Annotated in this window: 14 protein-coding genes; 5 read left to right on the forward strand and 9 right to left on the reverse strand. The window is 62.3% G+C overall.

Features of this window, described 5'->3' with window-relative positions:
• Positions 1-27: 27 nt before the first annotated feature.
• From AC0L3K_RS21710 to AC0L3K_RS21740, 7 genes are all read right to left on the reverse strand, one after another.
• The gene (locus tag AC0L3K_RS21710; RefSeq protein WP_354199957.1) at positions 28-1,347 is read right to left on the reverse strand and encodes an MFS transporter; all 1,320 of its coding nucleotides are present in this window, start codon (positions 1,345-1,347) and stop codon (positions 28-30) included.
• 24 nt (positions 1,348-1,371) lie between these two features.
• Entirely contained in the window at positions 1,372-1,632 is a 261-nt protein-coding gene (locus AC0L3K_RS21715) for a hypothetical protein (protein WP_007597450.1), read from the reverse strand.
• Positions 1,633-1,686: 54 nt separating this feature from the next.
• Entirely contained in the window at positions 1,687-2,484 is a 798-nt protein-coding gene (locus AC0L3K_RS21720) for a substrate-binding domain-containing protein (RefSeq protein WP_354126857.1), read from the reverse strand.
• 77 nt (positions 2,485-2,561) lie between these two features.
• Positions 2,562-3,869 (reverse strand): MFS transporter, encoded by a 1,308-nt coding sequence (tcuC, locus tag AC0L3K_RS21725; protein WP_354200368.1) that lies wholly within the window; start codon positions 3,867-3,869, stop codon positions 2,562-2,564.
• 278 nt (positions 3,870-4,147) lie between these two features.
• Positions 4,148-5,224 (reverse strand): ABC transporter substrate-binding protein, encoded by a 1,077-nt coding sequence (locus AC0L3K_RS21730; RefSeq protein ID WP_473366869.1) that lies wholly within the window; start codon positions 5,222-5,224, stop codon positions 4,148-4,150.
• A gap of 87 nt (positions 5,225-5,311) precedes the next feature.
• Positions 5,312-6,733 carry a sensor histidine kinase gene (locus tag AC0L3K_RS21735; protein ID WP_007597459.1) on the reverse strand — a complete coding sequence of 474 codons (1,422 nt, stop codon included), beginning with the start codon at positions 6,731-6,733 and terminating at the stop codon, positions 5,312-5,314.
• Positions 6,733-7,395, reverse strand: coding sequence for a response regulator transcription factor (locus AC0L3K_RS21740; RefSeq protein WP_007597464.1), 663 nt, complete (start codon positions 7,393-7,395; stop codon positions 6,733-6,735). Before AC0L3K_RS21740 ends, AC0L3K_RS21735 begins: the two co-directional genes overlap by 1 nt.
• A 203-nt stretch (positions 7,396-7,598) precedes the next feature.
• Between AC0L3K_RS21740 and AC0L3K_RS21745 the strand changes: the two genes are divergently transcribed.
• The 4 genes from AC0L3K_RS21745 to AC0L3K_RS21760 all read left to right on the forward strand — a co-directional run bounded on the left by AC0L3K_RS21745 (position 7,599) and on the right by AC0L3K_RS21760 (position 11,158).
• Positions 7,599-7,901 (forward strand): hypothetical protein, encoded by a 303-nt coding sequence (locus tag AC0L3K_RS21745; protein WP_219680573.1) that lies wholly within the window; start codon positions 7,599-7,601, stop codon positions 7,899-7,901.
• A gap of 152 nt (positions 7,902-8,053) precedes the next feature.
• A complete protein-coding gene (locus AC0L3K_RS21750) occupies positions 8,054-8,287 on the forward strand; it encodes a hypothetical protein (RefSeq protein WP_354126860.1) in 234 nt (77 codons plus the stop codon).
• Positions 8,288-8,540: 253 nt separating this feature from the next.
• A complete protein-coding gene (locus tag AC0L3K_RS21755; RefSeq protein ID WP_219680579.1) occupies positions 8,541-9,224 on the forward strand; it encodes a response regulator in 684 nt (227 codons plus the stop codon).
• Positions 9,221-11,158 carry an ATP-binding protein gene (locus AC0L3K_RS21760; RefSeq protein ID WP_354199959.1) on the forward strand — a complete coding sequence of 646 codons (1,938 nt, stop codon included), beginning with the start codon at positions 9,221-9,223 and terminating at the stop codon, positions 11,156-11,158. The genes AC0L3K_RS21755 and AC0L3K_RS21760 overlap by 4 nt, the downstream gene beginning before the upstream one ends.
• A 115-nt stretch (positions 11,159-11,273) precedes the next feature.
• Here the strand turns inward: AC0L3K_RS21760 and AC0L3K_RS21765 are convergent, their stop codons facing one another.
• Entirely contained in the window at positions 11,274-11,555 is a 282-nt protein-coding gene (locus AC0L3K_RS21765) for a hypothetical protein (RefSeq protein WP_007597469.1), read from the reverse strand.
• 235 nt (positions 11,556-11,790) lie between these two features.
• Between AC0L3K_RS21765 and AC0L3K_RS21770 the strand changes: the two genes are divergently transcribed.
• Positions 11,791-12,015, forward strand: a complete 225-nt coding sequence (locus AC0L3K_RS21770; protein WP_007597470.1) for a cysteine rich repeat-containing protein — start codon at positions 11,791-11,793, stop codon at positions 12,013-12,015.
• A gap of 85 nt (positions 12,016-12,100) precedes the next feature.
• On the opposite strand, the gene AC0L3K_RS21775 is transcribed toward AC0L3K_RS21770, so the two are convergent.
• Positions 12,101-12,820 (reverse strand): hypothetical protein, encoded by a 720-nt coding sequence (locus AC0L3K_RS21775; protein ID WP_354169229.1) that lies wholly within the window; start codon positions 12,818-12,820, stop codon positions 12,101-12,103.
• Positions 12,821-12,900 lie beyond the last annotated feature (80 nt).

Here is a 12,900-nt window from a genome sequence, read left to right on the forward strand (position 1 = left end):
TGTGGATGTCAGACATGTTGCCTGCGCTCAATGTACGGGGCTTGCGGCGGAAGTGGCGGGGAGCATTTCCTGCTTGTTGATCCAAAGCACCGCGACGATTCCCGCGATTTGAAGCAGAGCCAGCGGAATCAAGGCCATGGGGAAGCTACCCGTCGCCTCCTTGATGATACCGAGCAGCCACACCGCGCCCGAAGTACCGATGTGCGACAGGGTATTAATGCCGGCAATTCCGGCCGCAGCCGTAGCCGGAGAAAGTGTCCCCGTCGCCAAGGCCCAGAATGGTCCCTTGATCGAATAATTGCCGATCAAGACTACGCTCAGAATAGCGAGCGTCACGGGTAATGAACTCGTGAGCATGGTCGCAAGCAGCGCGGTTGCGCATAACGCAAGCGGTATTGCGGTGTTTTGAGCATGGGCGTTCGACCTGTCCGAATATCTTCCCCAAAAGATCATCGCGACGGAGGCAATGCCAAACGGGATGGCATTCAGGAATCCGGTCTCCATGTCGGACATCCCGAACGATTTCACGATCTGAGGCTGCCACAGCGACAACGCGTTGCTCGTGGCCGAGCTCCCCGCATAGATCAAACCGAGGATGAGCACATATTTGTTAGTCAGGATTTGCCACAGCGACATGTGGCCGCCCTGCTTCGCCATCGATCGCTCGGACTGCAGGCGCGCGTCGAGCCAATTGCGCGCCTCCGGCTCGAGCCACTTTGCATCAGCGGGTTTGTTCGGAAGCCCGAAGAACGAGACCAGGCCGAGCAGGACGGCTGGGATGGCTTCAACGATGAAAAGCCACTGCCAACCACGCAGACCCAGCAAGCCATCCATCGCCAGCAAGGCGCCGGATATCGGCGATCCCAGAAAGCTCGATAGCGGTATGGCCACCATGAAAACCGCAACGATCCGTGCGCGATAAGCCGCCGGAAACCAGAAGGTCAGATACAGGATCACACCAGGAAAGAACCCGGCCTCCGCTGCACCCAACAAAAACCGGCTCAGATAAAAAGTAACCGGCCCTACCGCAAAAGCGGAGAGAATACCGACCATCCCCCATGTGATCATAATGCGCGCGATCCAGATCCGCGCGCCAACTTTCTGCATCGCCAGATTACTGGGGACCTCGAAAATAATGTAGGCGATATAGAACAGCGCCCCGCCCGCCCCGAAAGCAGCCTGCGTCAGGCCCAGATCCTTGTTCATTTGCAGGGCCGCAAACCCGGCATTGACGCGGTCGACGTACGAAATGAAATAGCAAACCATGAAAAACGGAAGCAGGCGCCATGTAATGCGGCGCATGGTTTCCGCTTCGATCCTCGGTAGCGGCGCGGAATTCATTGGCATGGCGTCCTCGTTTCGGGTTGACGGTCAGGCAGCCAGTTGGCGCAGGACGTATTGAAGAATTCCGCCGTTGCGGAAATATTCGAGCTCGTCGAGCGTATCGATGCGGCAGGTCAAGGGAATGATGGCCTTATTCGCACCATCGGACTCGCGGATCTCGATCGCGAGCTTCTGGAGATGCTGGGAAGGCCATTCTTTTTCCGCTGCGGCAAGCGAATAGTAGGCGCAGGTCTTTGCACCGACGACAAGTGTCTGGCGTGCGCCGAAGCTGTTGAGATACTGTTTCATGATCAAGTCCCCCCTTCGCTGCAATCGTGCGCGTCCCGCAGATCTGAAGCCGGTCTATTTCTCCGATGCGGCAAGGGGATCGAGACCCGCTTTTTTCAGAGTCGGAGCGGCTGCAGCTGAAGCGAGGAAGGCAATGAGAGCCCGTCCGGCTTCTGGCTGATCGGCGCTGGAGGTTATGCCTGCAGAAAAGATCGTAATTTTCTGGACGTCTGACGGGAGCGGCCCGACAAGGTCGGCTCCAGCGATCGGCAGGAGTTCGCTGATCTGTTGAAAGCCGAGTTCGGCGTCACCGCGTGCAACAACACTGGCGACCGGCTCGGCCGGAATCATCTTGGCTTTGTCCTTCATCTCGGCCGCAATCCCGAGACGCTTGAACAGCTCGTTGCCGACATAGACGCCGCTGGCGCTATCGGAGTATGCAACCGACTTCGCGTTCAACAGTGCCTGTTTCAATGCGTCGGACGTACTGATATCAGGCTTTGGCGTCCCGGCGCGTACCGCGATCCCGATCGGCGAGCGCACCAGGTCGACGCGGCTGGTTCTGACCGCCCTGCCCTGCTTGATCATCTCGCCCAGCGCGTCGCCGACCATGATGAGCACGTCCGCTGCCTCCCCACGTGCCAGTCGCACTGGGATAGCGTTCTCCGTCGTACCCATCGAAGGGCCATAGGCCGTGACGACCGTGTTTCCCGTCGCGCGTTCAAATTGCGGTACGAGCTCCTTGTAAGGCGTCGCCAAGCCTCCCGAGATCATGACCCTGACCTCGGACGCCCCGGCGATTCCCGCCGCGGCCGTCAAAACAATCAGCAAGCTCAGCGCAACTAGCCTGCGCACGACGATCGTCACGCTCATCGGCAATTTCCTTCGATGCTATTATTCGGGGACTGTGCTTGCTCGTTGACGGTCGAAATCATCGAGCACTTTGGTGGTCACGTCCCTATCGCCGTCTCAACCGAACTAGCGCCGGATAGCGCGCGTCGTTCCTGCGGCCTGTAAACGAGGTACGTCCCGGCCAGACCACAGAGCGCTGCCGCGCTCATCCAATATCCCGGCGATGCATTGTCACCAGTGGCAGCGATCAGCCAGGTGCAGATCGCTGCCGTAAACCCTCCGAACGTCGTTGCCAGACTATATGCGAGGGAGAATCCCGACGTTCGTACGCCTACCGGCATGACTTCGGTCAATGCGACGATCATCGCGCCGTTGTAGCTGGCGTAGATGAACGACAACCAAAGCAGGACCGTCAGCATCTTCGGGAACGTCGGGCCTGCGGCCAACCAGGAAAGCGCGGGATATGCAGTCAGAAATGCCAAAGTCGAAAAGGCGATGAGGATCGGCCGACGACCAATCCGATCGGACAACGAGCCCATGATGGGAAGCCAGATGAAATTCGATATTCCCACGCAAATCGTCACGATCAGGCCGTCGGCCGCGGTGAGTTTGAGGACCGATTTGCCGAATGTCGGCGTGTAGACGGTAATGAGGTAGAACGACACCGTGGTCATGATCACCATCATCATCCCGGCAAGAACAACGCTCCAGTTTGCGAGGATGGAGCGATAGATCTCGCGGGGTGTCGGATGATGCTTCCGCGCCAGGAATTCATCGGTTTCCTGCAGCGAGCGTCGAATGAAGAACACGAAAGGAACGATCAGGCAGCCGATGAAGAACGGAATGCGCCAGCCCCAATCGTTAAGTTGCGCCGGTGCAAGCCATGCATTCAGAGCAAACCCCAGCGAGGCCGAGACGATGATCGCGACCTGTTGACTAGCCGATTGCCAGCTGGCGTAAAAACCCTTCTTTCCCGGTGTGGCCATTTCCGAGAGATAGACGGAAACACCACCAAGCTCGACGCCAGCCGAGAAGCCCTGCAGCAGGCGCCCAATCAGGACGAGGATCGGGGCCAAGATGCCAATGGTTGCGTAACTTGGCACGAACGCGATGAGCACCGTTCCGGCAGCCATGATGGATAATGTAACGATCAGGCCTTGGCGCCGCCCGATCCGATCCACGTAGGCGCCGAGGATGATGGCGCCGAGTGGACGCATCAGAAAGCCTGCGCCAAACGCGACAAACGTCAGCAGCAGTGACGCGTATTCATTTTCAAGCGGGAAGAATGCCTTGGCGATGTACGATGCGTAGACGCCCGACAGAAAGAAATCGAACATCTCAAGAAAGTTGCCACTGGTGACGCGGAGCACCATGCCAAGCTTCGACTGTCCGGTGGTAGCCGTCATGCCGTCCTCCCCTTTTATCGTTTGTGATTCTTTGTCTTGTTCACCTGTCAGGCAGGTGTTGCAAACTTGATCGCGGCCGGATTGACCGATACGCGAGGCGCTATCGTTCAAGCTAGGCTGCCTCACCGTATATCAGCTGCCTGTCATCAACCTGTCGCTGATGCACCCTGCAGGAAATTTGGTCGAAGCCGGAGGTGAAGACGGCGCGCTTGGCGAGCCGGCAGATATGGGGATTTCTCTCGGATGTTATTCCGTTTGAAATCCAAATCCCTGGATCTCTATCGATCCTGCAATGCGCGGCGCCACTCTTTGAGAAAGCTCGCTCGTTTCGACTGATCGAGATAGGTGAGCAATTCTGCACCAATATGGATCGGCTTGACCGCGCCGCTGCGATCCGCAGGTATCACGCCTTGTGCGCCGAGACCGAGGCGCACAGGACCAACCGACCGGGCCAGGAGAAATTTCTGGCCGCGCTCCGAAAGCAAGTAATCAAGAAACAGTTTCGCGGATTCCGGGTGCGGCGCAGTGACAGGTATGAAGGCTATTCGCGACATCAAGGTGATGTAGTCGGCAGGAAACACGATTCCGATAGAGGCATCTTCCTTGGCCCGTTCGATCGCGTAAGACCCTATCATATTGTAGGCGATCAGATGTTCGCCGGATGAAATTCGATCAAGCACCGTTCCGGTGGTCGAGTAAAGCTTGATACCGGCGCCGCCAAAGGCACGGACCAAATCCCACGTTGTCCTGGTGATTCCGGCATCGCGCGTGATGAACAGGAAACCGGTCCCACTCTGCTCCGGGTCATAGGTTGCGATCTTGCCCCGATAGGTATCGGGCTTCCGGCTCAGAAGGCTCTTCAGATCCGCGCGGGTTCGAGGAACATCGCCCTCCGCGACGAGGTTCTTGTTATAAACAATGACAATCGGCTCCGCCGTGATGGCATAGGCTTCGTCTTTCCAGATTGCCCAATCCGGGATATGCGTAATTTCCTTCGAGACATAGGGTTGGGCATAGCCGTCATTGACGAGCTTGATCTGCAGATCCATCGCGGAGCTCCAGACAATATCTCCGGGTGCTGCGCTGGAGGTCGAGGGATCCACGACTTGATTGTAGATTTCGTTCGAGTTGATCTTTGTATGGACGATCTCGATGTCCGGATGACCTGCCCGGAAATCGGCAAGCAAGTCGGCGACGTCCGCGTCTTGGGTCGTCGATACGATGTTGAGTTGCTCTCGAGTTGCGGCGGGAACTGATGCTTGCCCCTTGAGAGGGCCGAGCTGCGCCTGCTCCGACATGGCAGGCCACGCCAGCAAGATTCCAACGCACAAGGCCAAGGCTTTGGCAGCCCTCATCGTGACGCTTCCTCGTCCATGAGCCGCTTTGCGGACTTTAGTTTGTTCAGGACTGCAGCCACTTCTACAGCGGCGCACAATCAGGCCTCAACTTGAGCTTTCACCATCACGCTTGGCAAGAGGAAAGCTCACGGAAACCCGCAGGCCCCGGCCTTCCGGGCCAGGTGCAAGCACGATTTGAGCCCCGAGACGGTCCGACAACGCTTTCACGATGGCCAGTCCAAGGCCGCTACCCTCAGGGCCGTTCGCCGTCGGAATCCGATAAAAGCGTTCGAAGACACGGGCCAGATGGGCCTCCGGAATTCCCGGACCGGTATCCTCGACTTCAATCCGCGCGGTCGTGGCGTCAACAACCGCGCGAACCAGGACCAACCCGCCGGGTCGGTTGTAGCGGATGGCATTGTCGATCAGGTTTGCCAGCAATTCGCCAATCAGGACGGTATTGCCGGCGATGACCGCGGGACCGTCAAATCGATCGAACTGGACGTCGATGTCGCGCGCGAACGCCTGTGGGGCACGCTCCGACAGGACATTGAAGGCGACCTCGTTCAGGTCAACGTTCTCCGCGGCCGGTTGCGCAATGTTCTGCTCGTCGACCCGAGCCAGTGTCACGAGCTGCTCGAGCAGCCGTTCAAGGCGGTTGATGGCGTTATCGACCTCGTCGAGGGCAGATTGGCCCGCCGGCGTCTCCGACCCCAGGCGTCGCACCAGATCGAGATGCGTTCGCAATATCGCCAACGGCGTTCGCATCTGATGCGAGGCATCGGCGGTGAATCGGCGCACCAGTCCAATGGCCAGATCCAGCCGCTGTAGCAGGGAATTTACCGCGAGCGCCGGTGCTAAAGCTTCCTGCGGCACCCGGGAAAGGTCAAGCGGACTGAGATTTGGACCGCCCTGGATGCCGCGCGCGTCGATTTCTTGTTTGAGTTCGCCAAGCGGCCTCAGGCCTCGATCGACCGCGTACCAGCCGAGGCAAGCGATGAGGCTAATCAAGCCGGCCTCGAGCATCGCCAGTCCGATCAGCATTTCACGTTCGACGACGCGGCGCGCCTGCACCGTTTCGGCCACTGCGACGAGGACCAGCCCTGGCCTGCCGTAGACCTGCCGCGCCTGCGCGCCGATACGAACCGTTTTGCCGCGATACGCGCCATCGCGATGTCCGGTTTCGCCAGCCTTCAATCGATCGAACCCGGCGAGCGGAAGATCCTTGTAACCGGTGATCAATTCGCCGAGGTAAGTCACGCTGTAGTAAATGCTATCGTGCGACTGGCTCTCCAGCATGCCGAGCGCAACCTGCGGCAAGTCGACGGTCAGTTCGCCATCTTCCACGCCGACACGTTCGGCGATGGCGAGAATCGACCCATCGAGCAACCGGTCATGGACTGTCTGGACAACCCGCTGAATCAGCAACATACCGCCGATTCCAAGCACCATCGCCAATACAATGGCGGGCGCCACCAGATTGGTGAGGAGTGTTCGCCTCAACGACGGCCGCCAGGTGGCGATCACTATACCTCCAGCAGATACCCTAGCCCGCGGACGGTGCGGATCCGCGGCCCGTCGGGACCGAGTTTCTGGCGAACGCGACCAACATAGAGTTCCGCCGCGTTCGGCGCGACCGCCTCGTCGAAGCCAAACACCTCCGCGATCAGGCGCTCCTTGGAGACGACTTTGCCGGCGCGGGTCATCAGCACCTCCAGCACCGCGAACTCGCGCCGTCGCAATTCAAGCGGCCGGCCGCTCAATGTAATCGTGCCCGCGGCGCGGTCGAACGCGAGCGGGCCACAGATCAAGGTTGGATTGGGAAGCCCCTGTCCCCTTCTCACGAGCGCACGAACGCGGGCATCAAATTCGGCGATATCAAATGGCTTGGAGAGATAATCGTCGGCGCCAAGATCGAGGCCGCTGACCTTATCGCCGGTCGCGTAACGGGCAGTCAGAATCATGACCGGAACGGTCGACCCGGCTTGCCGTATCTTGTGCAGGACGCCGAAACCCGACACATTCGGCAGGTTGATGTCCAGGATGATGAGGCTGTAGGGTTCCAGCAAGGCGGTCTGCGCCGCCGAAGCCCCGTCAGACTCGATATCGACGGCGAACCCGGACAGCTTGAGCCGCTCGGCAAGGCCCCGCGCCATGGCGGCATCGTCCTCGACGATCAGAATCCTCACTGAACAAACCCTTGCGTTCGCACCACCCGTGCGAGGGAGACGTTACGGTGAGGCTAGAAGGACAGTATCGAAAGATCAAATCGGAGCTTCCTCGCGGAGGCTAGCGGACTGGGTCAACGCGTCCAGTCCCTCCCCCTCCCTAGCAATCGTCACATCCCGCCTGTATAAACCGGTAGCTTCTTCCGCAACTCGAAGGAGCACATATGAACGACCTGCACACTTGGCTTTCGCAACAGCACCACGGCCTGCGGACGTTCCGGATCTTTCAGCAAAAGCTCGAGACGCTCGGCCGCGACGACCCCGAACAGCGCGGCCTGTGCCGTCTGTTGAGCGGCCTCGTCGGCAGCTATGTCGACACGTTCGATGAGGCTCCGCTGCCCGTCGAGGTCGCTGACGGCGCCTATCATCGCCTGCTGACGCTGGTCGCAAGCCTCGACCTCGAGGGCGACACCAGCCGGCGGCTCGCGGACATCAACCGGGTTGCGACCTGCGAACTCTGGCACTGACGAGAGCGGCCGGCCGTACGGCTCGCATCCTTGGGACACTATGCCAGAAGAGGGCTGCGTGCTTCCCGGCATGCCCTCCCTCGGCGGTTCGACTTCGCCGGGCCAGTCCCTATATCGTGTGGCAACACGTAACGATACGGCGAGCAGCTTTGATGGCCAGGAGACGCGCGACCGAAACGGAAGCCGACGATCTCCCCCGCTATTTCGTCTGGGTGCGCGGCCTCGAGGGCCCCGAACCGCAGAAATGGATGACGATGGATCTCGGCGTCGGTGACTGGAAACGGCCGCTCGTGCTCGCCTATCTGGAGCTGCCGGAGGGCGAGCGACACTTGCCGTTGTCGGCGCTGGCCCGGCGATATCCGCCGCCGCGGGGAGAGGCTTCGTAGAGGGGCCATCCTGGGCGGACGCGAGGATCTCACCAGCCCCTCAACCCAGGGCGAGCAACGCCGCACGGCGCGGGTCAGGGTGCAGCATCTGCCCGCGCCGCCGACGCTATCGGCCGCAGCAAAGCGGTAGGCGGCGTCCGCGAGGGTGCGGAAGAGTGACAATGCGCCCCCATGATTATGGGTGTCGCGGCGCCGGCACCGCGGCTAAACTTGGCCGTGCGCCGCGGGGGACACGCGGTGCAGGGCGATGATCATGACCGAACAGGGCGAGACGGGTGAGGCCATCACCATCCTCCTCGTCGAGGACGACGCGCCGACCTGCTGGCGGCTCCACGACGCGCTGGTCAAGGCCGGCTACGAGGTGCGCAGCGCCGGCACGCTCGCAGAGGCCCGCGCCGGGCTCGGCGAGCGGGCACCGCGCGTGCTGCTCACCGATCTGCGGCTACCCGACGGCCACGGCGTCGAGCTGATCCGCGAGACAAGGCAACGCTTTCCCGACACCGAGATCATGGTGATCTCGGCGCTCGGTGACGAAGAGAGTGTGATCTCCGCGATCACGGTCGGCGCCACCGGCTATCTCCTGAAGGATGCGTTCCCCACTGATATCGCCACCACCGTGCGCGATCTGGTCGCCGGCCATTCGCCGATCTCGGCCTCGATCGCCCGCTTCATCGTGCGCAGAACGCAAGGTTCCGCGCAGAATGCGGCCGAGCCTCCGCCTGGTCCCGCGCTCAACACCGCAAGGCTCACCCCGCGCGAGATCGACATCCTCTGGGGCATCGCCAAAGGTTTCAGCTACGCCGAGATCGCGAGCCATCTCGGCCTGTCCCGGCAGACCGTGCCCGGCCACATCAAGAACATCTATCGCAAGCTAGAAGTGCACACCCGCAGCGAAGCGGTGTTCGAAGCGGTGCAGCAGGGCCTGATCAAGCTGTGAGCGAGATCGCGGCCAAGGCACCGGTCAAACCCGCGCGGCGCCGGCTGCTGGTCTCGCGCCTCGTACCCTATCTGCTGCTCCAGGCGCTCATAGTTGTCGCGACCGTCCTCGGGCTGCGGCTGCTCCAGCCCAGCGACCCCGACGACTTTGCCCTGAGCGAATTCTCGCTGCGCGAGGACGGCGTGGCACGTCCGGTGACGCTGCCGCATTTCACGTCGTCACGCTATTCCCTGGCCGACCCGCCGCTCTACACCGGCACCTTCACCTTCCGCCGCGGCGACGTGGCGTCGGGATGGTCGGTATTCCTGCCGCGCTTCAGCAACGCGGTGGAAGTCGCAATCAACGGCGTCGTCATCCTGGATTCCCGACGCGATGCCAACGCCAACCGGCCCGACCGCAACACTCCCCAGATCGCGTCAATCCCGTCCTCGCTGCTGCGCGAGGGCGCGAACGAGATCACGGTGCGGCTGTTGGTTTGGGGACCGCTCAAGGGCTTTCTCGACACCGTCTATGTCGGCCCGGATGCGGCCTTGCGGCCGGCCTACGAGACACGCACGCTGATGTTCGTCACGTTGCCCGTGGTGTTCTCCGCCTGGCAGTCGATCCTCGCCGTCATCCTGGCGATCATGTGGCTGATGCGCCGCCGCGAGCCGGTTTACGGCGTCCTCGCCGTGGCGATGGTACTTGGCGTGGTGCAGGCCTTCGCGCCGCCACCGGTGCCCCCCGTCAACACGTCCCGGCTCGCCGCGGTGTTGCTCGCGTCCGCACCGATCGAGAGCGCCCTGGTCGTCGTCTTTGGCGTGCTGTTCTTCGGCTGGCGCTGGCCGCGTTACGGCATGCTGCTGTTCGCACCGGGGCTCGTCGTGTTCGGTGTCGGACTGATCGCCGGCCCGCCGCTGCCGCGCATTCTGTTTCTCCTGCTTGGCATTCCCACCGTCGGTCTCTGCCTGCTCCTGATGGCCTGCGTCACCGCTGCCGCGGTGGTGCGGCGGCAGGACGCGGCAAGCTTCACGCTCGGCTGCGCGGTGACCATCGTGCTGATCTGCTGGGTCCACGACATGCTGTCGGTGTTCGAGATCGTGACCAACGAGCGCATCTTCCTCTCGCGCCTGTCCTATTCGGCGATGCTGGTCGCGATCGGCGCCGGCTTGACCTGGCGGTTCGCGCGCGCGCTGAACCAGGTCGACAGCTTTGCCGACCAGCTCGTGACGCGCGTACGCGAGGCTGAGGAGCGGCTGAAGGCGAGCTTTGCCCGCGAGGAGGAGCGTGCACGGGCCGCCGCGCTCGCCAATGAGCGCACGCGGCTGATGCGCGACCTGCATGACGGCCTCGGCGGCCAGCTCATCAGCATCGTGGCACTGTCCGAGCGCGGGCACGAGGGCGCGACCATCACCGACGCCGCCCGTGCGGCGCTGAAGGACCTCCGCCTCGTCATCGATTCCATGGACGACATCGGCGGCGACCTGATGCTCGCACTCGGCTCCTGGCGCGAGCGCGCGACCGCGCAATTGCGACCGCACGACATCGCACTCGACTGGCACGTGGCCACGCCGCAGGGGCTACCGCTGCATCCCGAGCTCAGGCCATGGCATGTCATCCAGATCGTGCGCATCCTCGACGAGGCCGTGACCAATGCGGTCAAGCACGCAGAGGGCCGCCGCATCGCGGTCACCATCGAGACGGTCGACGAAGGTCAGGGACCGTACGGTGTGATCAAGGTCGCGGATGACGGCAAGGGCTTTGCGAACGGTTCTGCGCCGGTCGGCAGCGGCGGAGCCACCGACGCGAGCCAGACCGCGCGGGGCCTTCGCAACATGAGGAGCCGTGCCGCGCGCTGCGGGGCGATGCTCGATCTGAGCTCGGATTCCTCAGGCACGCGCGTGCGGCTGCAATTGCCGCAGGTTTTCCCCGACAGCGATGCCGCCGTCGGCTGAAAAGCCCCCTCTCCGAACGTGTGGGACGCGCGGAGAGAGGGACGGGCCGGATGATTTGCCTGCGGAGGACGGGGGGTCGTCCGCAATGCTCCTTCGCCCGAACTCTTTGTCTTTCTCAGCGCACGCCGACGCGATTGACCGGACCACCGCGATTCATCGGCGTGCCCGCGCGCACGCCGACACCGGGCGCACCGACCCCGGGTGTCGCGACCGCGACCGCGGCGGCCGGCGCAACAACCACTGCCGCTGTCGGCCGCACCACGCAGCCCTTGGGTATGCCGACCGTCTTGCAATAGACCACCGCCTGCGCCGGGCTCGTGCCCAACGAAACCATCGCCGCACCTGCCAGCGCCAAAATCGTCAGCCCGGCGCTCAGCGCTCCCGCTCTTTTCGACATCTTGCTCTCCTGCTTCCCGTTCGGCGGCCCGATGCAATCACCGGGTCTCGCAGCCGACGTGCAGCCTGAATGACAAAAGACGGCGCGCTGATATATGCCATGAAAATGGGGGTACGGCGGCGGGACGGGCTGGCCGATGCCATGAACATGGCATGGACCTGCGCCCGGGGCTCGCGAGATGGTCCGGCCCACTTGATCCCAGGCGGGACCAACGACATTCCCAAGGAGGTGTTTTATGAAGATTTCGGTTCTTGCCGTGCTGCTGCTCGCCGCTACCGCCCAGACCGCCGCTGCACAATCGGGTCCGACGCCGCAGGAGCAGATGACCTGCCGAAGCGACGCGAGCAAATTCTGCGCCGAACACATCGGCAAGCCGCCGCAGATGAATGCCTGCCTGCGCGAGAACAAGTCGAAGCTTTCCGACGGCTGCCGCAAGGTCGTGGAGTCACACGGCGGGTAAGTGCTCGCCATCCACAGCACAAACCTCGCCGGCGCCAATGCCGTCAGGCTATAGACGTCGATGCGCCGGTCATAGAGGATGGACGCTAATCGTCGTCTCCGAATAGCCTGATCTGCGGAAAACCGCCGTGCGGCCGGCTCGGGACGTCGCGTGCATCGGCATCTTCGCGGATGTTGCGCGCGACGTCGTCCCAATCGGTGCGGTCGCGCATACCACGCGGCTCGCGGAAATCGTAATGACGGCGCTCGGCCCAGCGCTCACGGCGCTCCGTCCGGCGCCGTTCAGACGTGGCGCGCTTGACGTCAGAATCCCTGGCTTTGGCATAGGCGTTGTCGGATGACGGCTCTGTCGATGCCTGTCGCTCGGCAGGCTTTGCGACTTGCGGAGGCGACGCCGGTGGCGGTTTCGGGGGCTCCACCGCGGCCGCTTGCGAAGGCTGTTGCGCTGGCTGTTCAGCGTTGGCTTGAGTGGTCTGCGTGTCGGGCTTCACCGCTTCGGACTTTGCCTCAGGCTTGGACTCGGCCTTCGCGTCGGATCTGGCGTCGGATTTGGCTTCGGCCTGCGCTGGCGCGGCGACCATGGCGCCGAATGCTTGCGAGCCGGTGAGATATTGCAGGCGCTCGGATGGCGCGTCCGTCGTGGCGGGCTTGGCGTCAGCGCGCTGCGCGATCTTGCTGGTATCAGGCCCCTGCTTGGGCGAGACCGGATTCATGATATTGCCGGCGACAATGCCGCCGCCGAGACCAATGGCGATGGCTGCGACGATGGTTCCTGCACCGACGAAATAGGCTGTCGAGGCGCGCATTGGTCCACTCCCTCTTTGGAGCGGGCAACGCTTCTCGATTGCCTGATGTTCCCGATACAGGCGCAGTTCCGGAAGGAACT

The sequence above is a fragment of the Bradyrhizobium sp. MI1.10 genome (assembly GCF_055811035.1).

Excerpts from the sequence above, each read along its gene's own strand:
- AC0L3K_RS21745 (WP_219680573.1), top strand. The coding sequence starts at position 7,599 with ATGAACGACCTGCACACTTGGCTTTCGCAACAGCACCACGGCCTGCGG.
- AC0L3K_RS21730 (WP_473366869.1), bottom strand. The coding sequence starts at position 5,224 with ATGAGGGCTGCCAAAGCCTTGGCCTTGTGCGTTGGAATCTTGCTGGCG.
- AC0L3K_RS21775 (WP_354169229.1), bottom strand. The coding sequence starts at position 12,820 with ATGCGCGCCTCGACAGCCTATTTCGTCGGTGCAGGAACCATCGTCGCA.
- tcuC (WP_354200368.1), bottom strand. The coding sequence starts at position 3,869 with ATGACGGCTACCACCGGACAGTCGAAGCTTGGCATGGTGCTCCGCGTC.
- AC0L3K_RS21715 (WP_007597450.1), bottom strand. The coding sequence starts at position 1,632 with ATGAAACAGTATCTCAACAGCTTCGGCGCACGCCAGACACTTGTCGTC.
- AC0L3K_RS21750 (WP_354126860.1), top strand. The coding sequence starts at position 8,054 with ATGGCCAGGAGACGCGCGACCGAAACGGAAGCCGACGATCTCCCCCGC.
- AC0L3K_RS21720 (WP_354126857.1), bottom strand. The coding sequence starts at position 2,484 with ATGAGCGTGACGATCGTCGTGCGCAGGCTAGTTGCGCTGAGCTTGCTG.
- AC0L3K_RS21710 (WP_354199957.1), bottom strand. The coding sequence starts at position 1,347 with ATGCCAATGAATTCCGCGCCGCTACCGAGGATCGAAGCGGAAACCATG.
- AC0L3K_RS21770 (WP_007597470.1), top strand. The coding sequence starts at position 11,791 with ATGAAGATTTCGGTTCTTGCCGTGCTGCTGCTCGCCGCTACCGCCCAG.
- AC0L3K_RS21765 (WP_007597469.1), bottom strand. The coding sequence starts at position 11,555 with ATGTCGAAAAGAGCGGGAGCGCTGAGCGCCGGGCTGACGATTTTGGCG.
- AC0L3K_RS21755 (WP_219680579.1), top strand. The coding sequence starts at position 8,541 with ATGACCGAACAGGGCGAGACGGGTGAGGCCATCACCATCCTCCTCGTC.